This window comes from Pseudomonas sp. FP2294 (assembly GCF_030687625.1).
Lineage (GTDB): Bacteria > Pseudomonadota > Gammaproteobacteria > Pseudomonadales > Pseudomonadaceae > Aquipseudomonas > Aquipseudomonas shahriarae.
In genome coordinates this window covers 4127551-4151079 of sequence record NZ_CP117441.1, presented here as the reverse complement: position 1 = coordinate 4151079, position 23529 = coordinate 4127551, and the positions used below count along the sequence as shown (strand labels likewise).

The 23529-nt window shown below is 61.1% G+C and carries 21 protein-coding genes; 12 read left to right on the top strand and 9 right to left on the bottom strand.

Annotation, left to right across the window (positions count from 1 at the left end; all coding sequences use genetic code 11):
- The first annotated feature begins 118 nt into the window (after nucleotides 1-118).
- The 8 genes from ppsA (at nucleotide 119) to PSH73_RS18400 (ending at nucleotide 8246) form a co-directional block, all read left to right on the top strand.
- Entirely contained in the window at nucleotides 119-2494 is a 2376-nt protein-coding gene (ppsA, locus tag PSH73_RS18435) for a phosphoenolpyruvate synthase (protein ID WP_029298284.1), read from the top strand.
- Between the two features lie 99 nt (nucleotides 2495-2593).
- On the top strand, nucleotides 2594-3583 hold the full coding sequence (locus tag PSH73_RS18430) for an alpha/beta fold hydrolase (protein ID WP_120733862.1): 990 nt from the start codon (nucleotides 2594-2596) through the stop codon (nucleotides 3581-3583).
- Between the two features lie 229 nt (nucleotides 3584-3812).
- Nucleotides 3813-4304, top strand: a complete 492-nt coding sequence (gene rraA, locus PSH73_RS18425; protein WP_029298280.1) for a ribonuclease E activity regulator RraA — start codon at nucleotides 3813-3815, stop codon at nucleotides 4302-4304.
- A gap of 23 nt (nucleotides 4305-4327) precedes the next feature.
- Nucleotides 4328-5323: a zinc transporter ZntB gene (locus PSH73_RS18420; RefSeq protein ID WP_057439526.1), complete on the top strand. Its 996-nt coding sequence runs from the start codon at nucleotides 4328-4330 to the stop codon at nucleotides 5321-5323.
- 85 nt (nucleotides 5324-5408) lie between these two features.
- Nucleotides 5409-5654, top strand: a complete 246-nt coding sequence (locus tag PSH73_RS18415) for a hypothetical protein (RefSeq protein WP_038442312.1) — start codon at nucleotides 5409-5411, stop codon at nucleotides 5652-5654.
- A 2-nt stretch (nucleotides 5655-5656) separates the two neighbouring features.
- Nucleotides 5657-6481: a mechanosensitive ion channel domain-containing protein gene (locus PSH73_RS18410; RefSeq protein WP_057439525.1), complete on the top strand. Its 825-nt coding sequence runs from the start codon at nucleotides 5657-5659 to the stop codon at nucleotides 6479-6481.
- An 86-nt stretch (nucleotides 6482-6567) separates the two neighbouring features.
- On the top strand, nucleotides 6568-7158 hold the full coding sequence (sigX, locus tag PSH73_RS18405; protein WP_057439524.1) for an RNA polymerase sigma factor SigX: 591 nt from the start codon (nucleotides 6568-6570) through the stop codon (nucleotides 7156-7158).
- A gap of 107 nt (nucleotides 7159-7265) precedes the next feature.
- On the top strand, nucleotides 7266-8246 hold the full coding sequence (locus PSH73_RS18400; RefSeq protein WP_057444927.1) for an OmpA family protein: 981 nt from the start codon (nucleotides 7266-7268) through the stop codon (nucleotides 8244-8246).
- A gap of 60 nt (nucleotides 8247-8306) precedes the next feature.
- On the opposite strand, the gene cobA is transcribed toward PSH73_RS18400, so the two are convergent.
- The 8 genes from cobA to PSH73_RS18360 form a co-directional block, all read right to left on the bottom strand.
- The gene (cobA, locus tag PSH73_RS18395; protein WP_057960343.1) at nucleotides 8307-9044 is read right to left on the bottom strand and encodes a uroporphyrinogen-III C-methyltransferase; all 738 of its coding nucleotides are present in this window, start codon (nucleotides 9042-9044) and stop codon (nucleotides 8307-8309) included.
- 11 nt (nucleotides 9045-9055) lie between these two features.
- Nucleotides 9056-11764, bottom strand: coding sequence for a nitrate reductase (locus PSH73_RS18390; RefSeq protein ID WP_198799612.1), 2709 nt, complete (start codon nucleotides 11762-11764; stop codon nucleotides 9056-9058).
- Nucleotides 11764-12081, bottom strand: coding sequence for a nitrite reductase small subunit NirD (gene nirD, locus PSH73_RS18385; protein ID WP_115128711.1), 318 nt, complete (start codon nucleotides 12079-12081; stop codon nucleotides 11764-11766). Before nirD ends, PSH73_RS18390 begins: the two co-directional genes overlap by 1 nt.
- Complete coding sequence (gene nirB / locus PSH73_RS18380; RefSeq protein ID WP_115128710.1) at nucleotides 12078-14531, bottom strand: nitrite reductase large subunit NirB; 2454 nt, start codon at nucleotides 14529-14531, stop codon at nucleotides 12078-12080. Before nirB ends, nirD begins: the two co-directional genes overlap by 4 nt.
- A gap of 271 nt (nucleotides 14532-14802) precedes the next feature.
- Nucleotides 14803-16470, bottom strand: a complete 1668-nt coding sequence (locus PSH73_RS18375) for a bifunctional protein-serine/threonine kinase/phosphatase (protein ID WP_198799611.1) — start codon at nucleotides 16468-16470, stop codon at nucleotides 14803-14805.
- Nucleotides 16470-17681, bottom strand: a complete 1212-nt coding sequence (locus PSH73_RS18370) for a NarK/NasA family nitrate transporter (RefSeq protein ID WP_057960340.1) — start codon at nucleotides 17679-17681, stop codon at nucleotides 16470-16472. The genes PSH73_RS18375 and PSH73_RS18370 overlap by 1 nt, the downstream gene beginning before the upstream one ends.
- 247 nt (nucleotides 17682-17928) lie before the next feature.
- Nucleotides 17929-18504 (bottom strand): ANTAR domain-containing response regulator, encoded by a 576-nt coding sequence (locus PSH73_RS18365; RefSeq protein WP_170044411.1) that lies wholly within the window; start codon nucleotides 18502-18504, stop codon nucleotides 17929-17931.
- 13 nt (nucleotides 18505-18517) lie between these two features.
- A complete protein-coding gene (locus PSH73_RS18360; protein WP_289139817.1) occupies nucleotides 18518-19744 on the bottom strand; it encodes a CmpA/NrtA family ABC transporter substrate-binding protein in 1227 nt (408 codons plus the stop codon).
- Between the two features lie 246 nt (nucleotides 19745-19990).
- Here PSH73_RS18360 and PSH73_RS18355 point away from each other — a divergent pair, with 246 nt between their 5' ends.
- From PSH73_RS18355 to PSH73_RS18340, 4 genes are all read left to right on the top strand, one after another.
- Entirely contained in the window at nucleotides 19991-20860 is an 870-nt protein-coding gene (locus PSH73_RS18355) for a secretin N-terminal domain-containing protein (protein ID WP_305461157.1), read from the top strand.
- A 194-nt stretch (nucleotides 20861-21054) separates the two neighbouring features.
- Nucleotides 21055-21477 carry a winged helix-turn-helix domain-containing protein gene (locus PSH73_RS18350; RefSeq protein ID WP_081044293.1) on the top strand — a complete coding sequence of 141 codons (423 nt, stop codon included), beginning with the start codon at nucleotides 21055-21057 and terminating at the stop codon, nucleotides 21475-21477.
- Complete coding sequence (locus PSH73_RS18345; protein ID WP_128592856.1) at nucleotides 21474-21938, top strand: transglycosylase SLT domain-containing protein; 465 nt, start codon at nucleotides 21474-21476, stop codon at nucleotides 21936-21938. Before PSH73_RS18350 ends, PSH73_RS18345 begins: the two co-directional genes overlap by 4 nt.
- Nucleotides 21939-22028: 90 nt before the next feature.
- Entirely contained in the window at nucleotides 22029-23078 is a 1050-nt protein-coding gene (locus tag PSH73_RS18340) for a quinone-dependent dihydroorotate dehydrogenase (RefSeq protein ID WP_057960337.1), read from the top strand.
- Between the two features lie 142 nt (nucleotides 23079-23220).
- Here the strand turns inward: PSH73_RS18340 and rmf are convergent, their stop codons facing one another.
- Nucleotides 23221-23436 (bottom strand): ribosome modulation factor, encoded by a 216-nt coding sequence (gene rmf, locus PSH73_RS18335; protein WP_002553055.1) that lies wholly within the window; start codon nucleotides 23434-23436, stop codon nucleotides 23221-23223.
- Between the last annotated feature and the right edge of the window lie 93 nt (nucleotides 23437-23529).

The window sequence follows — 23529 nt, the reverse complement described above, 5'->3', positions numbered from 1 at the left end:
CCCACATTGGGCTGCATTCTCACTTATTTTCCAGGTCCAGGCCACAAACGCCGGTAAATGCTCCTACTGAGCCACCGGCGCCCTGAGCTTTTCCAACACAGTTAGTGGAGAGATCACCTTGGTAGAGTACGTAGTTTCCCTCGATAAGCTCGGCGTCCATGATGTAGAGCATGTGGGGGGCAAGAACGCATCCCTCGGCGAGATGATCAGTAATCTTGCGGGCGCTGGTGTTTCGGTGCCCGGTGGTTTCGCCACCACCGCCCAGGCATACCGCGATTTCCTCGAACTGAGCGGCCTCAACGACCAGATCCACGCTGCCCTGGACGCGCTCGACGTCGATGACGTCAACGCCCTGGCCAAGACCGGCGCACAGATCCGTCAGTGGATCATGGAAGCCGAGTTCCCCGAGAAGCTCAACGCAGAAATTCGCACCGCCTTCGCTACCCTGTCGGCCGGCAACCCGGACATGGCTGTCGCCGTGCGCTCCTCGGCCACCGCCGAAGACTTGCCCGACGCCTCCTTCGCCGGCCAGCAGGAAACCTTCCTGAATATCCGTGGCGTGGAAAACGTCATCCGTGCAGCCAAGGAAGTATTTGCCTCGCTGTTCAACGACCGCGCCATTTCCTACCGTGTGCACCAGGGTTTCGACCACAAACTGGTGGCCCTGTCTGCCGGCGTGCAGCGCATGGTGCGTTCGGAAACCGGGACTGCCGGCGTGATGTTCACCCTGGACACCGAATCGGGCTTCCGTGACGTGGTATTTATTACCGGCGCCTACGGCCTGGGCGAAACCGTCGTACAAGGCGCGGTCAACCCGGACGAGTTCTACGTGCACAAGCACACCCTTGAAGCCGGCCGCCCGGCGATCCTGCGCCGCAACCTGGGCAGCAAGGCTATCAAGATGATCTACGGCGACGAGGCCAAGGCCGGTCGCTCGGTGAAAACCGTTGATGTCGACAAGGCCGAGCGCGCGCGTTTCTGCCTCAGCGATGCCGAAGTCAGCGAATTGGCCAAGCAGGCGATGATCATCGAGAAGCACTACAAGTGCCCGATGGACATCGAATGGGCCAAGGATGGCGACGACGGCAAGCTGTACATCGTCCAGGCCCGCCCGGAAACCGTGAAAAGCCGTACTTCGGCCAATGTCATGGAACGCTACCTGTTGAAAGAAACCGGCACCGTGCTGGTGGAAGGCCGTGCCATCGGCCAGCGCATCGGCGCGGGCAAGGTGCGGATCATCAAGGACGTGTCCGAGATGGACAAGGTCCAGCCAGGTGACGTGCTGGTCTCCGACATGACCGACCCGGACTGGGAACCGGTGATGAAGCGCGCCAGCGCCATCGTCACCAACCGTGGCGGGCGTACCTGCCACGCGGCGATCATCGCCCGTGAACTGGGGATCCCAGCGGTTGTCGGTTGTGGCAACGCCACCCAATTGCTCAAGGACGGCCAGGGCGTTACCGTTTCCTGCGCCGAAGGCGATACCGGCTTCATCTTTGAAGGTGAGCTGGGCTTCGATATCAAGCAAAACTCCATCGACGCCATGCCCGACCTGCCGTTCAAGATCATGATGAACGTCGGCAACCCCGACCGCGCCTTTGATTTTGCGCAGTTGCCGAACGCCGGTGTGGGCCTGGCCCGCCTGGAATTCATCATCAACCGCATGATCGGCGTGCACCCCAAGGCCCTGTTGAACTACGACGGCCTGCCGGTGGAAATCAAGGACAGCGTCGACAAGCGCATTGCCGGCTACAACGATCCGGTAGGTTTCTACGTCGAGAAGCTGGTGGAAGGCATCAGCACCCTGGCGGCGGCGTTCTGGCCGAAGAAAGTCATCGTGCGCCTGTCGGACTTCAAGTCCAACGAATACGCGAACCTGATCGGCGGCAAGCTTTACGAGCCGGAAGAAGAGAACCCGATGCTGGGCTTCCGTGGCGCCTCGCGTTATATCAGCGAAGCATTCCGCGATTGCTTCGAGCTTGAGTGCCGCGCCCTCAAGCGTGTGCGCAACGAGATGGGCCTGACCAACGTCGAGATAATGGTGCCCTTTGTGCGCACCCTGGGCGAAGCGAGCCAGGTCGTTGACCTGCTGGCCGAGAACGGTCTGACCCGTGGTGAAAACGGCCTGCGCGTGATCATGATGTGCGAGCTGCCGTCCAACGCCATCCTCGCCGAAGAGTTCCTGGAGTTCTTCGACGGTTTCTCCATCGGCTCCAACGACCTGACCCAGTTGACCCTGGGCCTGGATCGCGACTCCGGGATCATCGCGCACCTGTTTGACGAGCGTAACCCTGCGGTCAAGAAGCTGCTGGCCAACGCCATCCAGGCCTGTAACAAGGCCGGCAAGTACATCGGGATCTGCGGCCAAGGCCCTTCCGATCACCCGGACCTGGCCAAATGGCTGATGGAACAGGGCATCGAAAGCGTCTCGCTGAACCCCGATTCCGTGCTGGAAACCTGGTTCTTCCTGGCTGAAGGTCAAGCCTCGGCGTAATTGCCATTTGCCGGCCAGCCAGTGTGGCAGGCCGGCATTTCTCATTCTGTACAGGGCGGAACTCCTACCGGACGCCGCCCTTTTTTGTGCAAGAACATTATGCAAAGCAGCAGCAACCTGTTTCCCGTCGCCTTGATCAGCGCTGAGCGTCGTGGCGACCTGAGTGAAGATGTCTATCGCCTCAAGCCTGGCAACAGCCCGGATGGCACCGTAGAACTGGCGGTGACACGCCTGGGCCTGGCCGATGTCGCGCAAAGCCGTGGCATACCGGTGGTGTTGGTGCATGGCAGCTTTTCCAATCGGCGGTTCTGGTATTCGCCCAAAGGTATTGGCCTGGGGGCGTACCTGGCGCGCCAGGGCTTTGATGTGTGGATCCCGGAGATGCGCGGCCACGGGCTTTCCCGACGTAACCACGACTACGCCAAGAATCGCGTCGCCGACTATGCTCGTTACGACTTGCCAGCCATCGCTGCTTTTGTGCGTGAGCAAAGCGCGCAGATTCCGCACTGGATCGGCCACTCGCTGGGTGGTACGACTTTGGCGGCAGCCTTGGGTGGCCAGTATCTGGGCGCGCCGGCTGTCGCGTCGGTGGCGCTGTTTGGCTGCCAGGTCAGTCGTACTTACTGGCCGTTGAAAATTCCGCCGGTGGAGTGGGGAGGGCGCTTGATTTTGAAGCGTTTTGCCCAACTCTCCGGTTCGCGGCTCAAGCGCGGGCCGGAAGATGAGCCCATCGGCCTGGCCTTGGAAAGCATGCGCTGGCACGGTTTGTTCGGGCGTTTTGGCGATGCCGAGCGCGACTGGTGGAAAGGCCTGGCTGAGGTCGATGTGCCGCTGCTGGCCGTGAGTGCCGCAGGCGATCATCAAGACCCGGACTGGGCCTGCCGCAAGCTGTTTGATCAGGTCGGCAGCGAGCACCGCCAATACCTGTGCCTGGGGCGCAAGCAGGGGTTCAGCGGTGATTTCGGGCATGTCGAAATGCTGGTCAGCAAAGCCGCCCAGGCCGAAGTATGGCCATTGGTGCAGCGTTGGTTGAATGATCCACTGACACCTTTGGTCGGCTCGCAGGCGCCTGTGCTCGGGAGCATCTGAGAAAAGGCTCTGCCAAGGGCGTTTCACTCGCGGTGGCTTGCGGCTAAGATATGACGCTTCGGGATGTTTTGGTCATATTCAGTCGCGCAGTGGCTATTGCGTTACGGTCTGGTGGGTCTGATCATGGTCGCCCGCGCAGTGGCAGGGCTTAAAGAATGCCCCTTGCGATGCGTTTTCCTGATGTAGCTGTGGATGTTCGACACCTTCTTTCACCGACAGGAGCTTCTCGATGAACCATTACGTTACCCCCGACCTGTGTGACGCCTACCCGGACCTGGTGCAGGTGCTGGAGCCGATGTTCGCCAACTTTGGTGGCCGGGACTCCTTCGGCGGCCAGATCGTGACCGTCAAGTGTTTTGAAGACAACTCACGGGTCAAGGAACAGGCTGAGCTGGACGGCACCGGCAAAGTGCTGGTGGTCGACGGTGGTGGTTCGCTGCGCTGCGCCTTGCTCGGCGACATGATTGCTGATCGAGCGGCGAAAAATGGCTGGGAAGGCTTGGTGATCTACGGTTGTGTGCGTGACGTTGACGTGTTGGCGCAGACCGACCTGGGCGTGCAGGCCCTGGCCAGCCACCCGAAAAAGAGTCATCGCCAGGGTGTGGGCGACCTGGGCGGGGCCGTGACTTTTGCTGGCGTGACATTCCGTCCGGGCGAATATGTCTACGCCGACAATAACGGCGTGATTGTTTCGCCCAGCCCGCTGAAAATGCCGGAATAACCGCAGTAGTCGATGGGGTGAGGATGTTCGAGGAAGAAAACGCGCAGTGGGGGCTGGTGCATGCCCTGGTGCTGGACGGTAAAGGTGGTGCGCGTTCGATTGCCCGGACCGAGCTTGACGACCTGCAACTGCAGCCCCAGGAAAGCCTTTGGCTGCATTGGGACCGCAGTCATCCCCAGACCCAGACCTGGTTGCGCAAATCCAGTGGCCTGAGCGAGTTCGCCTGTGACCTGCTGCTGGAGGAGAACACCCGCCCGCGGCTGTTGCCGTTGCCGGACGACGAATTGCTGCTGTTTCTGCGCGGGATCAACCTCAATCCGGGGGCTGAGCCGGAAGACATGGTGTCGGTGCGTATCTTCGCCGCGGCTGAACGGGTCATCTCCCTGCGTCTACGACCCTTGCGCGCCACCGACGAGTTGCTGGTGCAGTTGGCGGATGGAAAAGGCCCCAAGAGCGCTTCCGAGCTGATCTTGTACATGGCGCAGTACCTGACTCATAAAGTGCAGGATCTGGTCAGCGACCTGTCTGAAATCGTCGATATTGAAGAAGAAAAACTGGATGCCGACGAACGGTATACACCGGAACATGGCAACGTCCTGCAGATCCGTCGGCGTGCTGCTGCGCTCAAGCGTTTTCTGGCTCCGCAGCGGGATATTTTTGCGCAACTGACACGTATAAAATTGCCCTGGTTTGTCGATGACGATGCCGACTATTGGAATGAATTGAATAACAGCCTGACCCGTTACCTGGAAGAGCTGGAACTGAGCCGGGAGCGCGTGGGGCTGGTGCTGGAGGCCGAGGATCGGCGTTTGAGCGTGCGTATGAACCGCACCATGTACCGCTTCGGGATCATCACCGGGATCTTTTTGCCGATGAGTTTCCTGACCGGTTTGCTGGGGATCAACGTCGGGGGGATTCCGTTCTCCGAGAGTCCTTATGGATTCGTGGTGGCCTGCCTGTTGATGCTGTCGGTGGCCCTTGGACAATGGTGGTTGTTTCGACGTTTACGCTGGGTTTGACCTGAACGTGACCTGAACGGTCGGAGGGGTCATGTGACCCGACGAATTTTGCCCTCGTCTTTTAATTCACTTGCGAGAGGTCCCTATGCACGATCCGTTTGAACAGTCTTTGCGTGACATGCTTAACGCTTCGCCGTCCAACCGTGACGACGATGCTTGCCTGGGCCGCGTGCTGAAAACCGCCAACCGCCAGGTAGGCGCGGGCGACCTGTTTGGTCTGCTCGGCCGCTGGGTGCCGGCACTGATGATGGCGCTGAACAATGGTTCGGCCCATGTATCACCTGTTTCTCGTCGTAAACCTATTGCTCGCACTGCTGATAAGGCTGATTGAATATGGAACTTGATCTCTGGACACAGAGTCTGGTCACTGCAATGACTGCGTTGTGGACCAAGGTGGCGAATTTCATTCCCAACCTGTTTGGTGCGCTGGTGCTGGTATTGCTGGGTTTTGTCGTGGCCAAGCTGCTCGACACCCTGCTCTCCAAATTACTCGCCAAGCTGGGCCTCGATCGCCTGATGGCTGGGACCGGGTTGACCAAGCTGCTGGGGCGCGCCGGGCTGCAAGTGCCGATCTCGACGCTGATCGGCAAGATCGTCTATTGGTTTGTTTTGCTGATTTTTCTGGTTTCTGCGGCGCAATCACTTGGACTTGAGCGAGTTTCAGCTACGCTCGACATGCTTGCGCTGTATTTGCCGAAAGTATTCGGCGGCGCGCTGGTGTTGCTGGTGGGTGTGTTGCTGGCGCAACTGGCCAATGGGCTGGTGCGCGGCGCTGCCGAGGGTGTAGGCCTGGACTATGCCGGCGGCCTGGGGCGAATTGCCCAGGGCCTGGTGATCATCATCAGTATTTCGGTGGCGATCAGCCAGCTGGAGGTCAAGACTGACCTGCTTAACCATGTGATTGTGATCGTTTTGATTACCGTTGGTCTGGCCGTTGCGCTGGCCATGGGGTTGGGAAGCCGGGGAATTGCCGGGCAGATTCTTGCGGGAATTTATGTGCGTGAGTTGTATCAGGTGGGGCAACACGTGCGTGTTGGCGAGGTCGAAGGGCAGATTGAAGAGATCGGTACGGTGAAAACCACGGTGCTGACCGATGATGGCGAACTAGTGTCGCTGTCCAATCGGGTTCTGCTGGAACAGCAGGTCAATAGCCGCTAACCCGGTAACCCTGCTAATGTACGCCGCCGCAAACCTGGGTATCCAGGCTGTGGCGGACATTGACCTGACTGTCGGCACGACTTGTTTTGAATAAAGCCCAAACGCTGTCCACGCGCTATGACCCCCGTGAGCTCTCTGATGAGGAGTTGGTCGCGCGCGCGCACACGGAGCTGTTTCACGTAACACGCGCGTACGAAGAATTGATGCGCAGGTATCAACGCACTCTGTTCAACGTTTGTTCAAGGTATTTAGGGAACGATCGTGATGCGGATGATGTCTGTCAGGAAGTGATGCTCAAGGTGTTGTATGGCCTGAAGAACTTCGAGGGTAAATCGAAGTTCAAAACCTGGCTCTACAGCATCACGTACAACGAGTGCATCACGCAGTATCGTAAGGAACGGCGAAAGCGTCGCTTGATGGACGCGTTGAGCCTTGACCCCCTTGAGGAGGCGTCTGAAGAAAAGACGCCGGCACCCGAGGAGAAGGGCGGGCTTGATCGCTGGTTGGTGCATGTGAACCCAATTGACCGGGAAATTCTGGTGCTACGATTTGTCGCAGAACTGGAATTTCAGGAAATTGCTGACATTATGCATATGGGTTTGAGTGCTACAAAAATGCGTTACAAACGTGCTCTTGATAAATTACGTGAGAAATTTGCGGACAGTACTGAAACTTAGTTCGGTGCAAATATCTCTTACGTGTAGGCAAGTTCTGTTAGACTTGTCGCCGAGTTGTCCCCCGGTATGTGGGACTGCTTTACAATCACCAGATGGGGATTTAACGGATGAAACTGAAAAACACCTTGGGCTTGGCCATTGGTTCTCTTATTGCCGCTACTTCTTTCGGCGTTCTGGCACAAGGCCAAGGCGCAGTTGAAGGCGAGCTGTTCTACAAGAAGCAGTACAACGATAGCGTCAAGCACATCGAAGACGGCTTCAATCCTGGCGCTCGCATCGGTTACTTCCTGACCGACGACCTGTCCTTGAACTTGTCCTACGACAAGACCAACCACACCCGTTCGACTGACGGTACTGGCAACCAGAAGATCAAAGGTGATACCGGCAGCCTCGTTGCTCAGTACCACTTCGGTCAAGCTGGCGTCGACTCCCTGCGTCCATACGTAGAAGGTGGTTTCGGTCACCAGAGCCGTGGCAACGTACGTGCTGACGGCCACACCGGTCGCGATCAGACTACTTTCGCTACCGTTGGTACCGGCGTTAAGTACTACTTCACCAACAACCTGTACGCTCGTGCCGGTGTTGAAGCTGACTACGGTCTGGACAACGGCAAGTGGGACTACTCCGCACTGGTCGGCCTGGGCGTAAACTTCGGCGGTAACGCTGGCGCAGCTGCTCCAGCTCCTACCCCAGCACCAGCTCCAGAGCCAGTTCCAGAGCCAGAAGCTCCGGTTGCTCAGGTTGTTCGTGTTGAGCTGGACGTGAAGTTCGACTTCGACAAGGCCGTTGTTAAGCCTAACAGCTACGGCGACGTGAAAAACCTGGCCGACTTCATGGCTCAGTACCCAGCTACCAACGTAGAAGTTGCTGGTCACACTGACTCCGTCGGTCCAGACGCCTACAACCAGAAGCTGTCCCAGCGTCGTGCTGACGCTGTTAAGCAAGTCCTGGTTAAAGATGGCGTAGCTCCTAGCCGTATCACTTCGGTTGGTTACGGCGAATCCCGCCCAGTTGCTGACAACGCAACTGAAGCTGGTCGCGCTGTTAACCGTCGTGTAGAAGCGTCGGTTGAAGCTCAAGCTCAGTAATTACTGAGTGCTAGAAAAAAGCCCGGCTTAGGCCGGGCTTTTTTTCGCCTGCCATTTGCTTCAGGCGCTTGCCAGCAAGGCGGCTTCCACGGCTGTGGCTGCTACCGCGCCGATCACCAGGATGGCTGGGCTCTTCAAGGCAAACCCCTGGGCATCCTCCTGCATGCGCGCCAGGGAACTGCGGCATTCGCGCTGCTGGGGCATCGAGGCGTTCTCGATCATGGCCACCGGCATATCTGCGGCCATGCCTCCTTCCAGTAACTGCTGGGCAATCTCTGCAAGCTTCGCCACACCCATGTAGACCACCAGTGTCGTGCCACCCTCGGCCAGTGCCCGCCAATTAAGGCTGCTGTCGTCCTGGGTATGGGCGGTGACAAGCGTCACGCCACGACTGATTCCCCGCAGTGTCAGCGGTATGTCACAGTTTGTTGCACCCGCCAGCCCGGCCGTGATGCCATTGACCAACTCCACGCTGACTCCTCGCTCCTTCAGCCAACTGGCCTCTTCGCCGCCGCGTCCGAAAATGCACGGATCGCCGCCCTTCAGGCGCACCACGCATTTACCCTGGCGCGCATAACGCAGCATCAAGCGATGAATGAAATCCTGGGGTGTGGAACGGCACCCCCCGCGTTTGCCGACGGTAATCACCCGCGTACCGGGGCAATGCTCAAGTACCGCCGGGTTGACCAGATCATCAATCAGCACCACATCGGCCTCGTGCAGGGCCCGTACTGCCTTGAGGGTCAACAACTCCGGATCACCCGGGCCTGCGCCCACCAGCCAGACTTTTGCATTCATAGGTATTGCCCTCACACACTGATAGCGATTGGCTGCGAGGTGCTTGCCAATAGCCGTTTGATTTCGGGGACGCAGGAGCCACATTGCGTGCCGCAGCCCAATGCTTGTTTCAGCCCGTCCAGGTTCAGGCCGCGGCCGATGCCGGCGCATATCGCGCTTTCACTGACGTTTTTGCAGTTGCAGAGAATTCTATTGCTGGTCGTTCCACCACCGGGCGGCGCGCTTAGCGGTGCCAGCAGCCAGCGGCGTAACTGTTCGTCGGCGCGGCCTTCCAGCCACAGGCTTTGCAGCCAGTGGCGGGCGAGGGTTTCGCCGGCCAGGCGGATCGCGGTGATCCGGCCTTTCTCGATCCTTACCCGTTTACCGATGGAACGGCGCGGGTCGTCATAGGCCATGACCGGGCCGTCATTGAGGCCCAGCAATCGGTCGATGCTGTTGAGCAGTTGCAGATCCGGTGCTTCGGTATGGGCAGCCCGCACCAGCAGGGCCGGCCGCTCACGCCCGGTCAGGCTCAGGCTGACGTAGGCAAACTGCTCACAAAGGGGGCGCAAGGCTTCGAAGTGTTGCTGCACATCGCCCTCGATCAGCGCGAACAAGTGCCAGGGCAATTGCACGGCTTCCAGGCGTACGCCGCTGTGTTTGAGTTCCGGCTGTTTCGACAGTGGGTCGAACGCCGGCTGGGTCAGCGCATTGACGCCACCCTTAAGGAAGCGATCGCCCCAATGCATCGGCAGGAATGCCTGGCCGGGTCGCACGCTGTCATCACTGGTCACCGCCACAATCACGTTGCCGCGACGGCTTTTGAGATTGACCAGGTCGCCTTCTTTGAAACGGTGCCGGCGCAGTTCGTCCGGGTGCAGGCTGAGCGATGCTTCGCTGACATGGCCAAAGAGTTGCGCCGCCGTGCCAGTACGGCTCATGCCGTGCCATTGGTCACGCAGGCGGCCGGTGATCAGGGTCAGTGGAAAGCGCGCGTCCCGCTGCTCTTTGGCGGCGCGATAAGGATCAGCGACAAACTGCGCACGACCACTGGCGGTCGGGAAGACGCCATCGGTGTACAGCCGTGGCGTGCCGGCCTGGGCCTTTGCGGGAAACGGCCATTGCTGCGGGCCGATGCGGTCGAGCAGGGCGTGGCTGAGGCCCGACAGGTCCAGGTCCTGACCACGGGTCAGCTGTTTGTATTCATCAAACACCTGCGCGGGCGTTTCAAAGGCAAACAGGCCGGTTTTTTGAGGACGCAAGCGGCGCTCCAGGCGCTGTGCGAAATCCACGGTAATCGCCCAGTCTGGTCGCGCTTCACCCGGTGGGGCGATGGCCTGGCGCACGTGGGAAATGCGCCGTTCGGAGTTGGTCACGGTGCCTTCTTTCTCGCCCCAACTGGCGGCGGGCAACAACAGGTCGGCAAAGGCGGCGGTTTCTGTGGTGCGGAAGGCCTCCTGCAACACCACGAACGGGCACGCGGCCAGGGCCTGGCGCACGTTGTTCTGGTCTGGCAACGATTGCGCGGGGTTGGTGCAAGCGATCCACAACGCTTTGATCTTGCCAGCCTGTACCTGCTCGAACAGTTCAATGGCAGTCAAGCCGGTGCTGCAGGGCAGTTGTTCAACCCCCCAGTAGGCGGCCACTTCGGCGCGATGCTCAGCGTTGCCGGCGTCGCGATGGCCTGGCAGCAGGTTCGACAGGCTGCCGGTCTCCCGGCCGCCCATGGCGTTAGGCTGGCCGGTCAGGGAAAAGGGCCCGCAACCCGGGCGGCCAATGGTGCCGGTGGCCAGGTGCAGGTTGATCAGCGCACTGTTTTTAGCGCTGCCGGCGGTGGACTGGTTCAACCCCATGCACCACAGCGACAGGAAGCTGGGCGAGGTGCCCACCCACTGCGCGCACTGGCGCAGTTGTTCGACACTGATCCCACACAATTGCGTGACCATCTGTGGCGTGTAGTCATGGACCAGCCGCTTCAACTCGACCAGACCCTCGGTATGGGCCTGGATAAAGTCGCGGTCGATCCAGTCTTCCCACAGCAACAGATGCAAAATCCCATGGAACAACGCCACATCAGTACCGGGTAGGATTGCCAGGTGCATATCCGCCAAGTCGCAGGTGTCGGTGCGCCGGGGGTCGATGACCAGCACTTTCATCTCGGGTCGGCGTGCCTTGGCCTCTTCCAGCCGGCGAAACAGTACGGGGTGGGCGTAGGCCATGTTACTGCCGACGATCATCACGCAATCGCTGGCCTCCAGGTCCTCATAGCTGCACGGCGGCGCATCGGCGCCCAGGCTGCGCTTGTAGCCGACCACTGCCGAAGACATGCACAGTCGGGAATTGCTGTCGATATTGTTGGTGCCCACCAGGGCCCGCGCGAGTTTGTTGAAACTGTAGTAGTCCTCGGTCAACAGTTGCCCGGAGATATAGAACGCCACGCTGTCGGGGCCATGCTCGGCGATGGTGTCGGCGAATACATTGGCCGCGTGTTCCAGGGCCGTGTCCCAATCGGTGCGGCCGCGGGCCAGTTCTTTGCCCAGGCGCAGCTGCGGGTACAACGCCCGCGCCGTCAGATCGCCGGTCCGGTGCAGGCTGGAACCCTTGCTGCACAACTTGCCGAAGTTGGCCGGGTGTGCCGGATCGCCGCTGACCCCGAAGATCTGCGTGCCATCGTGCTCGATCAGCACGCCGCAGCCGACCCCGCAGTAGCAGCAGGTCGATGCCGTGACCTGGCGGTTCATCAACCGGCGTCCCGCAGGGCCAGCATCACCCGGCCGTTTTCCACCCGGGCGTGGTGATGGTGGGCGCAGCCGATATCCGGTGCCTGGGCTTCGCCGGACGCCAGGTCGATCTGCCAGTTGTGCAGCGGGCAGGCCACGCGTTTGCCATAGATCAGCCCCTGGGACAGCGGCCCGCCCTTGTGCGGGCAGCGGTCATCGAGGGCGAACACTTCATCGTCACTGGTGCGAAAAATCGCGATTTCCCCTCTCGGGCCACTGACAATGCGCGAGCCCAGGGAGTTGATTTCTTCGAGGGCGCAGATATCCAGCCAGTTCATAGCACTACCTCCAGCTGTTTGACGGCGATGGTGTCGAATTCCTTCTTCAACAGCGGCTGCTCCAGGCGCTCTTTCCACGGGTCTTGTTCAAACGACAGGGAGAATTGCAGGCGCTCATTGAGGGCCTGGCGCCGCGCCGGGTCTTCCAGCACGGCCTTCTTGATGTGGTCCATGCCCACCCGTTGCAGGTAGTGCACGGTGCGCTCCAGGTAGAAGGCTTCTTCGCGGTACAGCTGTAGGAAAGCGCCGTTGTACTCACGTACTTCTTCGGCGGTCTTGAGCTTGACGAAAAACTCCGCGACCTCAGTCTTGATCCCGCCATTGCCGCCGATGTACATCTCCCAGCCCGAGTCGACGCCGATAATGCCCACATCCTTGATCCCTGCTTCCGAGCAATTGCGCGGGCACCCGGACACCGCCAGCTTGACCTTGTGGGGCGACCACATATTGAACAGGTCATGTTCCAGCTCAATGCCCAGTTGCGTGGAGTTCTGCGTGCCAAACCGGCAGAACTCGCTGCCAACACAGGTCTTCACGGTGCGGATGGATTTGCCGTAGGCATGCCCGGACGGCATATCGAGGTCTTTCCACACCCCGGGTAGGTCCTGTTTCTTGATGCCCAGCAAGTCGATGCGCTGGCCGCCGGTGACCTTGACCATCGGCACGTTGTACTTGTCGGCCACATCGGCAATCCGGCGCAGCTCGGAAGGATTGGTCACACCGCCCCACATCCGTGGGACTACCGAGTAGGTGCCGTCTTTCTGAATATTGGCGTGGGCCCGTTCGTTGATCAGGCGCGATTGCGGGTCGTCCTTGGCTTCGCCCGGCCAGGTGGAAATCAGGTAGTAGTTGAGTGCCGGGCGGCAGGTGGCGCAACCGTTGGGCGTACGCCAGTTCAGGTAGCTCATGGTGTCGGCGATGGTCAGCAAGTGCTGGTCGCGAATGGCCTGGCGGATTTGCCCGTGATTGAGGTCGCTGCAGCCGCAGATGGCTTTTTCGCTTTTGGGTTTGACGTCGGCGGCGCCGCCCACAGTGTTGATCAGGATCTGCTCCACCAGCCCGGCACAGGAGCCGCAGGAGCTGGCGGCCTTGGTGTGTTTTTTCACCTCATCGACACTGAACAGGCCCTGTTCCTGGATCGCCTTGACGATGGTGCCCTTGCACACCCCGTTGCAGCCGCAGACTTCGGCGTTGTCGGCCATGCTCATGGCTTTGTCCTGGCCTTGGTGGCCTACATCGCCCAGGGCGTTTTCGCCGAACATCAGGTGATCGCGGATCTCACTAATGCCATGGTTCTCACGGATCTGCCGGAAATACCAACCGCCGTCAGCGGTATCGCCGTACAGGCAGGCGCCGACCAGTATGTCGTCCTTGATCACCAGCTTCTTATAGACGCCACCGATAGGGTCGGAAAGGGTGATGGTCTCGGTGCCTTCGCCGCCCATGAAGTCGCCAGCAGAAAACAGGTCGATGCCGGTGACTTTCAGCTTGGTCGAGGTCACCGAGCCTTTGTAAGTGGCGAAGCCCAACTGCGCCAGGTGGTTGGCACACACCTTGGCCTGCTCGAACAGCGGCGCCACCAGGCCGTAGGCAATCCCACGATGGCTGGCGCACTCGCCGATGGCATAGATGCGCGGGTCGTAGGTTTGCATCGTGTCGTTGACCAGAATCCCACGGTTGCACGGGATGCCGGACTGTTCCGCCAGCTCGGTGTTGGGGCGGATACCGGCAGCCATCACCACCAGGTCAGCCGGAATCACCTCGCCATTTTTGAACTGCACCGAGCCCACGCGACCATTGCCGGCGTCATGCAGGGCCTGGGTCTGCTCGCACAGGCGAAACACCAGGCCCCGGCTTTCCAGTTCGGTTTGCAGCAACTGGCCGCTGGTCTTGTCCAACTGGCGTTCCAGCAGCCATTCGCCGATATGCACCACGGTCACGTGCATGCCGCGCAACATCAGGCCATTGGCCGCTTCCAGGCCCAGCAAGCCGCCACCGATGACCACCGCGTGCTTGTGGGTGCGGGCGGTGTCGATCATGGCCTGGGTGTCGGCGATATCGCGGTAGCCAATTACACCCTGCAAGGTATTGCCGGGGATCGGCAGGATAAACGGGGTCGAGCCGGTGGCGATCAGCAGGCGATCGTATTCGGCTTCCGTGCCGTCTTCGGCGATGACTTTGCGCTTGACCCGGTCGATCTGCACCACCTTGCGGTTGAGCAGCAGCTTGATGTTGTTTTGCAGGTACCAGTCCAGGTCGTTGAGCACGATCTCTTCGAACGTCTGCTCACCGGCCAGCACCGGCGACAGCAGGATGCGGTTGTAGTTGGTATGGGGCTCGGCACCAAAGACCGTAATGTCATACAGCTCGGTGCTCAGCTTCAGCAGTTCTTCAAGGGTGCGAACCCCGGCCATGCCGTTGCCGATCATCACCAGTTTGAGTTTCTTCATGTCGTTCTCCGCAGTGGCTCGACAAATCACGCGCAAACAAAAAAGGCGTCCCGCTAGTTGCCTAGCGAGGACGCCTTTGTCCTGGTCCCGTTCTCTCGGGAAAGCCCCACCTTCGTCGTTGAAGGGGGGCTGTATGTGGGGGTGTTGCAGAAGCTAATGCAGTGGTTGTGCCAAGTCGCGCAACGCCGGGTTTACTGGGGTTTTAGTGGATGCTCCAAGGTCTTTACGCACCATTTGAAGGCGGGATGCCCACAACTGGCGCACCTGCCTCCTATAGGGATAACAGATACAGCAACAGCAGATTGATCAGCAACGACACCAACGCCAGGGTTTGCCAGACCTTCAGCGGCTCGCGCTCCAGCAGTGGCCGCGGGCGCAGGCTCAGTTCGCGGCGGTCGGCCTGTTCCAGCACCAGCAGCCATTCCTCGGCGGTTTCGTAACGTTGGGCCGCTTGTGCCGCCACCGAGCGCTCCAGGCTCTGCTGCAACCAGTCGGGCAGGTCGGGTCGATAACGGCTGGCACTGACTGGTGTGTTGAAGCGGGGGCGCTGGAACGCTTCGATTTCACCGTAGGGATAATGCCCGGTCAGCAGGTAATACAGGCTCACGCCGACGCTGTACAAATCCTGCTGCGGTGTCGGACGTTCGCCGCTGAAGGCTTCGGGCGCGATAAAGCTGGGGGTGCCCGGCAACAGGTGAGCGCGGTCTTCGGATAAGCCGGGGCAATAGGCCAGGCCAAAATCCAGCACCCGCAGTTCGCCGTCTTCCCCCAACAGCAGGTTTTCCGGCTTGATGTCACGGTGCAGGATTTGCCGGCGATGCAGCATGCCCACCGCCCGCAGCAAGCGCTCGGCGATGGACTGCCATTGCGCCAGCGGCAAGGGGCCTTGCTGCTGGAACAGTTCGGCCAGGGTCTGCCCGCTGTATTCACGCATCACATAGTACAAATGCTGACGCCCGCTGCCCGGATGGACTTCAGGAAATGCCCGTCCCGCCACCCGGCGCAAAAACCATTCTTCCGCGAGCAGGGCCTGGGCCGCATCGTTGTCATCGTCGCGACCCGGGGCCAGGGTTTTCAGCAGCCAGGCTTGCTGCTGGGTATCACGTACCCTATACAGCAACGACTGCCGACTGTGCGCCAGCACGCGCTCCACCTGCCAGCCTTCAAAGGCTTGCCCGGCCTTCAACGGCGGCGGCAGTGGCCACTGCTGCAACTGCACCAGCGCATCACCCAGGGTCGCGGCGCCAAGCTGGTCGATGCGCACCAGCAGGGCGCTGGCATTGTCCTGGCTACCCGCCAGGTGCGCCGCATTGACCAGGGTGTTCACGGCCAGATCCAGGTCGGCCTGTTCGCGCAGGATCGCGCGGATGCTGTGATCGGCCAGGGTCGCCCATACCCCATCGCTGAGCAGCAGGAAGCACTCGCCCTGGCGCAGTTCACCGTCGAGAAAATCCACCACCAGATGCTGGTCCAGGCCCAGGGCGCGCTTGAGCACATGCTGCATGCCCGGTTGCTCCCAGACATGTTCTTCAGTGATGCGCTGCAACTCGCCCGCGAACCAGCGATACACCCGGCAGTCACCGACATGCGCCAAGGTAAAACGCTGGCCGCGAAACACCAGGGCGCTGAGGGTGGTCAGCAACGGCTGGCCGCCGCCATTGGCCTGCAGCCAGCGATTTTGTGCGAGCAACAGGCGATCCAGGGCCTGGGCCACGCCCCAGGTTTGCGGCGTGGCGTAGTAGTCCAGGGCCAGGGCCTGCAAGGTCGAGCGCGCGGCCAGGCCGCCGTCGGCGCATTGGCTGACACCATCGGCGATGGCACACAGATAGCCCTTGCTCGCGGCCAGCTCCGGGGCCGGGGTGACCAGGCGCAGGGCATCCTGGTTTTCCGCGCGAGGCCCAATGGCGCTGGCCTGGGCCACGCTCAGTTGCAGGCTCATCAGACCCGCGCTGCGGTGACGGCAGCCGAACCCCAGGTGGTCCTCCAGCGCCGCTTCACGCCATACAGGCCGAACCACGCCAGCACGCCCAGGCTGGCGAATAGCCACAACGCCAACTGATAGCTGCCGGTGCTTTGCTTGATTGCACCCATACCCGCCGCCAGGGCGAAACCGCCGATACCGCCGGCCATGCCGATCAACCCGGTCATCACGCCGATCTCCCGGCGAAAGCGCTGGGGCACCAACTGGAAGACCGCGCCGTTACCGGCCCCCAGGCCGAGCATGGTGCATACGAACAGGGCCAGTGCAGCGTAGGAACTCGGTAGGTTGAAGCCCACTGCCGCGATGCACACCACCGCCACGCCGTACATACCCAGCAGGGTGCGGATCCCGCCGAAGCGGTCGGCCAGGGCGCCGCCCAGGGGCCGCATCAGGCTGCCGCCGAACACACAGGCTGCGGTGTAGTAGCCGGCAGTGACCGGGCTCAAGCCATATTGGTCGTTGAAGTAGCCGGGCAGGGCGCTGGCCAGGCCGATAAAGCCACCGAAGGTCACGCTGTAGAAGAACATGAACCACCAACTGTCGCGGTCGCCCAGGGCCTTGAAGTAGTCGGCCATGGATTTGGCTTTCGGTCGTTCAGGCGCATTGCGCGCCAACCAGGCGAATACGATCAAGGTCAGGACCAGCGGGATCAGGGCAAAGCCAAACACGTTGCTCCAGCCAAAGGCGGCGGCGATCAGCGGCGCCAGCAGTGCGGCGAACACCGTGCCGGAATTGCCCGCGCCGGCGATGCCCATGGCCTTGCCCTGGTGCTCGGCGGGGTACCACTGGGAGGCCAACGGCAGGGCCACGGCAAACGACGCCCCGGCCATGCCGAGAAACAGCCCCAGCAGCAGCGCCTGTTCATAGCTGTGGATCCCCAGTTTCCAGGCACAGAACAGCGCCACAATCACGATCACCTGGCCGATCAGGCCGGCGGTCTTGGGCGACAACTTGTCTGCCAGCATGCCCATCAAGAAGCGCAGGATCGCGCCCGCCAGGATCGGTGTGGCAACCATCAGCCCGCGTTGCTGGGTGGTCAGTTGCAGGTCGGCGGCGATCTGCACCGCCAGCGGGCCCAATAGATACCAGACCATGAAACTCAGGTCGAAATACAGGAACGCGGCAAACAAGGTCGGGGTGTGCCCGGATTTCCAGAAGCTTGATTTCATCACGCACCTCAGATTGGGGATCTTGTAGAAGGCCTGGTGATGGAACGGCCAGCGAAGGCCGCCCCACCCAAACGAAAAAACGCCGCCACCGGGTTCGCCTGGGCAAACCGGATGTGCGACGTCTTTGTCGTGGAGGGGCAACCGCCGTTGGTTACCTGGGATGTTTGGTTTGCAAGTCTTGCGCCAATCGGGACACTGCCATCGCGGGCAAGCCCGTTTCCACAGTGGGCGAGGGTAGTTGTGTGTCTCAGCCTAACAATTCACTCATGGCAATAATCTGCTCGGCCACCTGGATCAACTTCTGCTGGCGGCTCATGGCTTGGCGGCGCATCAGGGTGTAGGCCTGTTCTTCATTGCAGTCCTTCATTTTCATCAGCAAACCCTTGGCCAGCTCGATGCGCTTGCGTTCCGCCAGTTGCTGGTCGCGGGCCTGCAGCTGCGCACGCAGGGCCTGATCGCTCTCGAAGCGTGCCATGGCCACATCGAGGATCGGCTGCAGGCGCTGGGCCTGGATGCCCTCGACGATGTAGGCACTGACCCCGGACTTGATTGCCTGGCGCATCACGTCGGGGTCATGTTCGTCGGTAAACATCACGATGGGGCGGGGCTGGTCACGGCTGACCAGCACCACTTGCTCCATCACATCGCGGCCGGGTGACTCGGTATCGATCAGAATCACATCCGGGCGCACTGTTTCGACGCGCGCCGGCAGGTCGATGGTCAGGCCGGACTCGTCGATCACCTCAAAACCGGCCTCGGTCAGTGCACTTTTAAGGCGCCCGACTTTGCGTGGGGTGTCATTGATCAGCAGGATTCGCAACATGGGTGGCCTCCCATCAGCGCAAGGCGTGGCGGACGACATCGTCGGCCAGGGCATGCAGGCGGAAGCTACGGGCGTAGGCGGCCGGGTCCGAGCCATCCCAGACCTTGCCGTCGATCAATTGGCTGCTGCGCATATCCGCGCTCCAGGCTGCCACACCCACCGCCGTCGCGGCCTGGCGGTAGAGGTCCAGTTGCTGCACCTGCCGGGCAACGGCGAGGTAGTCAGGGTCGTCACGCAGCAGGCCCCAGCGGCGGAACTGGGTCATGAACCACATGCCGTCAGACAGGTACGGCAGGTTGACCTCGCCACCGCCATGGAAGCGCAGCGCGTGCACGTCTTGCCAGTGGTTGCCCAGGCCATCGTCATAAGCCCCGAGCAGGCGCGGTTCGATGCAGTCGAGTGGGGCGTCCAGATATTCCCTGGCGCTGAGCAGTTGCGCGGTGGAGCGGCGGTTCTCCAGGCTGTCGTCGATAAAACGGCTGGCCTCCAGGATCGCCATTACCAGCACGCGGGCGGTGTTGGGGTATTGCTCGACAAACGCCTGGGTGCAGCCCAGGACTTTTTCCGGGTGATCCGGCCAGATCGCCTGGCTGGTGGCCAGGGTAAAGCCCTGGTTCTGCTGCACCGCGCTGGCGCACCAGGGTTCGCCCACACACAGGCCGTCAATCCGCCCGGCCTGCAAGTGCGCGACCATCTGCGGCGGCGGCACCACCACACTCTCGACATCGCGCAGCGGATGAATGCCTTGGCTGGCCAGCCAGTAATACAACCACATGGCGTGGGTGCCGGTGGGAAACGTCTGGGCGAAGGTGAGTTTTGTCCGGCTTTGGTGCACCTTGCGCGCCAGTGCCTCAGGACTGGTCACGCCCTGGTGCTGCAGGCCCTGGGACAAGTTGATGCCCTGGCCGTTCTGGTTCAGGCCCATCAGCACCGCCATGTCGGTTGGCGCCACGCCGCCGATGCCCAGGTGCACCGCATAGATCAGGCCATACAGGCTGTGGGCGGCGTCCAGTTCGCCGCTGACCAGCTTGTCGCGCAGGCCGGCCCAGGATGACTGGCGCTTGAGGTTCAGCGTCAGCCCGTACGGCTGGGCAAACCCCTGGGTCGCCGCGACCACCAGCGAGGCGCAATCGCTCAAGGCCATGAAGCCCAGGTCGAGGCTGCTCTTTTCCGGGGCATCGCTGCCGTTGACCCAGGCCAGGGGGTTATTGGCCTGGCTGTTGCCCACCTGATCACTCATCAACACCTACCTTCTGTGTGAAAAAAGGCGTCGTTCCGTAGGGCGGCTTGCAAGCCTCCTGCAGGTAACGACGCCTTTGTGCTTGAGCCCGTTCCGTCGTTGGTGCGGGCCGCGATACACAAGACAAAGCAAGGCACATGCCACGGCGCAGGGCGTTCCGTGGTTGATCAGGTTTTCATCAAGATTGCATTGCGCGGGCCTTTCACTATGGCGCTCCTTCGGGCAACACCCTTCAGGAAACCCCGCGTGCTTCTTGATCAATCTATCGCAGCGACCTGCGCTGCCTTTTTGCAGCGCTGGCTGCTGGGCGGGCTGTTGATGCTCGCTGCCCTGCCAGCCATGGGCGCGACCTACCTGGCGTTGGATGAAAGCCTTTCGGGCTTCTTCGCCCGGCTTGCGGTGCCCTTGGGGCAGCCCATCGTGGTCAGCAAGCGGGCGGCGGGCAAGCGCATCACCGGGCAATTTGATTTTGCCGACGCGCAAGCGGTCCTCGAGACGGTAGCGTTGCAGCACGAATTGATCTGGTACAGCGACGGCCAGGTGCTACATCTCTACGACGCCAGCGAGGCCAAGAGTTCCGGGGTGATTCTGCGGCACATGAGCGTCGACAGATTGCGTGTGGTCATGCGGCGCGCGGGGCTCGACGAGGCGCGCTACCCGCTGCGCAAGGCCGGTGCGCGATTGTTTTATGTGTCCGGGCCCGCCAATTATGTTGATCACGTATTGCGCCTGGCCCAACTGATGGACCGCCAACGCCCGGCACGGCGCCAGGCGTTACCGGAAGTCGGTGTCGTGCAGGTGCTGAATCATGACGTGGCAGACCACCAGTACGACATGGGGCCGCAAAAAATCACCGTGCCCGGCATGGCAACGCTGGTCGAGCGTCGGCTTGCCGAGCTTGGGCGCAAGACCGGCACTGGCGCAGCGGTAATCGCCTACCCACAGGTCAACAGCCTGTTGATCAAGGGAAGCGCGCAGCAGTTGCGGTTTATCAAAGAACTGGTGGCTGAATTGGATACACCCACGGCTCCCGTGATGGGCTCTGTTTCGACCCCCCTGAGCTCTGATCAATACGAGCGCGTCCGGCGTGCATTTGCTCGCATCGCCGAGCAATGAAAGCAGGCATTACCTATGGCGAACGGGGGCTGTTGACCTCGAAAGTTCCTACGAAACACTCCCGGAAAACTTCGAAGCACAGGGTTTTTTCCTAACGTGCAATTGGCTGCGGGTTTCTATAGTCGCGATATCTCCAGGCGGTGCGATATCAATATTCAAGGCGCCGCGTATGTCAGACAGGAACAGAGGTTTGCATGGTTGCTGCAGTTGAGGGCTTGGTCAGGGGCTCCCTCGCCTTTGGTCATTGGAAGTTGCAGGGTGATGGCCGGCTGACCGCCGAAGGTCGCGACATTCAGTTACCCCCCAAGGAATGTCATGTGTTGCGCTTGTTGCTGGCCACGCCCGGCGTATTGGTGACCAAGGACTACCTGCTGGAGCAGGTCTGGCCCCATATCGACATCGCCGAAGAGTCCCTGACCCGTTGTATCTACTCATTGCGCAAGCAATTGGAGGGCGACAGGCGGTTGATCGCGACAGTGTATGGCCGCGGTTATCGCTTCAATGGCCGGGTAAGGGTGCTCGAGCGGCCTGGCCAGGCAGCGCAAGGTGCGGGTGCTCCACGGCGTGCTTGCCCGGCCTGTGGCTGGTACGCCGAAGCGGCTGTCGAGCAGGCATGAAACGAGCCTGCAGGCTGGGGCTGCTGTTACTTACCCTGGGCAAGGCGAGTGAGGCCGGGGCTTATTGTTGGGCCGAGGCCGCCCGCCAATACGATATCGAGCCGGAGTTACTGCAAGCCATTGCCGCCGTGGAGTCGGGCTATCGCGCCGAGGCCATGAACTACAGCAATAACAATGGCAGCCGTGACATCGGCCTGATGCAGATCAACAGCATTCATCTGCCGCGCCTGCTCAAGCAGGGGATTACCGAGCAGCGTCTGTTGGATGAGCCGTGCCTGTCGGTGGAGGTGGGGGCGTCGATTCTGGCCGACTTCATCAAGCAGTTTGGTTACAACTGGACCGCCGTGGGCGCCTACAACGTCGGGCCTGGGGCAGGGGGCGAGCGTGATGCGCTGCGCCTGCGTTATGCGCAGAAGATCTGGGCGCGCTACGAAGAGTTGATGCAGCATCGAAACGGATGATCGACCGGCGGTGTGCCATGCCTCGCACGTACCCGCCACCCCGGCTATAATCGCCGCCACCTTTCGCCGCCATCCGAGTCAAGCCCGCCCATGTATACCCTGGCCCGCCAGCTGTTGTTCAAACTCTCCCCGGAAACTTCCCACGATCTGTCCCTGGACCTGATCGGCGCGGGTGGCCGCCTGGGGCTCAATGGCCTGGTGTGCAAGGCGCCGGCAAAGATGCCGGTCTCGGTGATGGGGCTCGATTTCCCCAACCCGGTGGGCCTGGCAGCTGGCCTGGACAAGAACGGTGCTGCCATCGACGGCTTTGCGCAGTTGGGCTTCGGTTTTGTCGAGATCGGCACCGTCACGCCGCGTCCGCAGCCGGGCAATCCCAAGCCGCGCATTTTCCGCCTGCCGGAGGCCGAGGCGATCATCAATCGCATGGGGTTCAACAACCTGGGCGTCGATCACCTGCTGGCGCGGGTCCAGGCCGCCAAGTACAAGGGCATCCTCGGGATCAATATCGGCAAGAACTTCGACACCCCGGTGGAACGTGCGGTAGATGACTACCTGCTCTGCCTGGACAAGGTCTACGCCCATGCCAGCTATGTGACCGTCAACGTCAGCTCGCCCAACACCCCGGGCCTGCGCAGCCTGCAGTTTGGCGACTCGCTCAAGCAACTGCTCGAAGCCCTGCGCCAGCGCCAGGAAGACCTGGCGGTACGCCATGGCAAGCGCGTGCCCTTGGCGATCAAGATCGCCCCGGACATGAACGACGAAGAAACCGTGCTGGTGGCCCAGGCCCTGGTGGATGCGGGGATGGATGCGGTGATTGCCACCAACACCACCCTCAGCCGTGCCGGCGTTGAAGGCCTGGCTTTCGGTGACGAGGCGGGTGGGCTTTCCGGCGCGCCGGTGCGTGACCAGAGCACCCATATCGTCAAGGTGCTGGCGGCCGAGTTGGCCGGGCGTTTGCCGATCATCGCCGTGGGCGGTATCACCGAAGGCAAGCACGCCGCCGAGAAAATCGCCGCGGGTGCCAGCCTGGTGCAGTTGTATTCCGGGTTTATCTACAAGGGTCCAGCGTTGATTCGCCAATCGGTGGACGCCATTGCGGCGAGCGGGCTTGCCCCGCGTGGGACTGCAAAGCAGCCCTGAAGCTGCTGCTGCGCAGGGGTTTCAAGCCCATAAAAAAGGGCTCCTCGAAGGAGCCCCTGGGCCGAAGCCCGCCGCCCGGATGGGGCGTGCGTGGTTAAGTTGTTACATTCTTCAAGGTGGTTGTCGGAATTACGTGCCCTGATTAGCCGACGGCGTGAAGTTCGTTGAGTCTGTGGATCCCCGCAGTGCCGGTCATACCGTCCCAGTTGTCGCCGCGTCCTTCGCGCCAGCCGTTAATCCAGGCTTGGCGTACTGACGGTAGAGTAAATGGGCAAAGCTCACGGGATTTGCCATGAACGCCATACTGATATCCGCGTAAAAATGCTCTTTCCAACGGATCACGCTTAAGTCTTCTCATAGGGTGTTTCCCTCACTTGTTGACTGTCTTGATATCCTTCGGCCTCGTCCGAGGCCGGGCAGAGTTTTTCTGCCGTTGGTGTGGCTCGCTGCC

Bases quoted from the DNA above. Each gene is read 5' to 3' on its own strand.
- PSH73_RS18430 (WP_120733862.1), top strand. From the start codon at position 2,594: ATGCAAAGCAGCAGCAACCTGTTTCCCGTCGCCTTGATCAGCGCTGAG.
- rraA (WP_029298280.1), top strand. From the start codon at position 3,813: ATGAACCATTACGTTACCCCCGACCTGTGTGACGCCTACCCGGACCTG.
- PSH73_RS18420 (WP_057439526.1), top strand. From the start codon at position 4,328: ATGTTCGAGGAAGAAAACGCGCAGTGGGGGCTGGTGCATGCCCTGGTG.
- PSH73_RS18415 (WP_038442312.1), top strand. From the start codon at position 5,409: ATGCACGATCCGTTTGAACAGTCTTTGCGTGACATGCTTAACGCTTCG.
- PSH73_RS18410 (WP_057439525.1), top strand. From the start codon at position 5,657: ATGGAACTTGATCTCTGGACACAGAGTCTGGTCACTGCAATGACTGCG.
- PSH73_RS18400 (WP_057444927.1), top strand. From the start codon at position 7,266: ATGAAACTGAAAAACACCTTGGGCTTGGCCATTGGTTCTCTTATTGCC.
- cobA (WP_057960343.1), bottom strand. From the start codon at position 9,044: ATGAATGCAAAAGTCTGGCTGGTGGGCGCAGGCCCGGGTGATCCGGAG.
- PSH73_RS18390 (WP_198799612.1), bottom strand. From the start codon at position 11,764: ATGAACCGCCAGGTCACGGCATCGACCTGCTGCTACTGCGGGGTCGGC.
- nirD (WP_115128711.1), bottom strand. From the start codon at position 12,081: ATGAACTGGCTGGATATCTGCGCCCTCGAAGAAATCAACTCCCTGGGC.
- nirB (WP_115128710.1), bottom strand. From the start codon at position 14,531: ATGAAGAAACTCAAACTGGTGATGATCGGCAACGGCATGGCCGGGGTT.
- PSH73_RS18375 (WP_198799611.1), bottom strand. From the start codon at position 16,470: ATGAGCCTGCAACTGAGCGTGGCCCAGGCCAGCGCCATTGGGCCTCGC.
- PSH73_RS18370 (WP_057960340.1), bottom strand. From the start codon at position 17,681: ATGAAATCAAGCTTCTGGAAATCCGGGCACACCCCGACCTTGTTTGCC.
- PSH73_RS18365 (WP_170044411.1), bottom strand. From the start codon at position 18,504: ATGTTGCGAATCCTGCTGATCAATGACACCCCACGCAAAGTCGGGCGC.
- PSH73_RS18360 (WP_289139817.1), bottom strand. From the start codon at position 19,744: ATGAGTGATCAGGTGGGCAACAGCCAGGCCAATAACCCCCTGGCCTGG.
- PSH73_RS18350 (WP_081044293.1), top strand. From the start codon at position 21,055: ATGGTTGCTGCAGTTGAGGGCTTGGTCAGGGGCTCCCTCGCCTTTGGT.
- PSH73_RS18345 (WP_128592856.1), top strand. From the start codon at position 21,474: ATGAAACGAGCCTGCAGGCTGGGGCTGCTGTTACTTACCCTGGGCAAG.
- PSH73_RS18340 (WP_057960337.1), top strand. From the start codon at position 22,029: ATGTATACCCTGGCCCGCCAGCTGTTGTTCAAACTCTCCCCGGAAACT.
- rmf (WP_002553055.1), bottom strand. From the start codon at position 23,436: ATGAGAAGACTTAAGCGTGATCCGTTGGAAAGAGCATTTTTACGCGGA.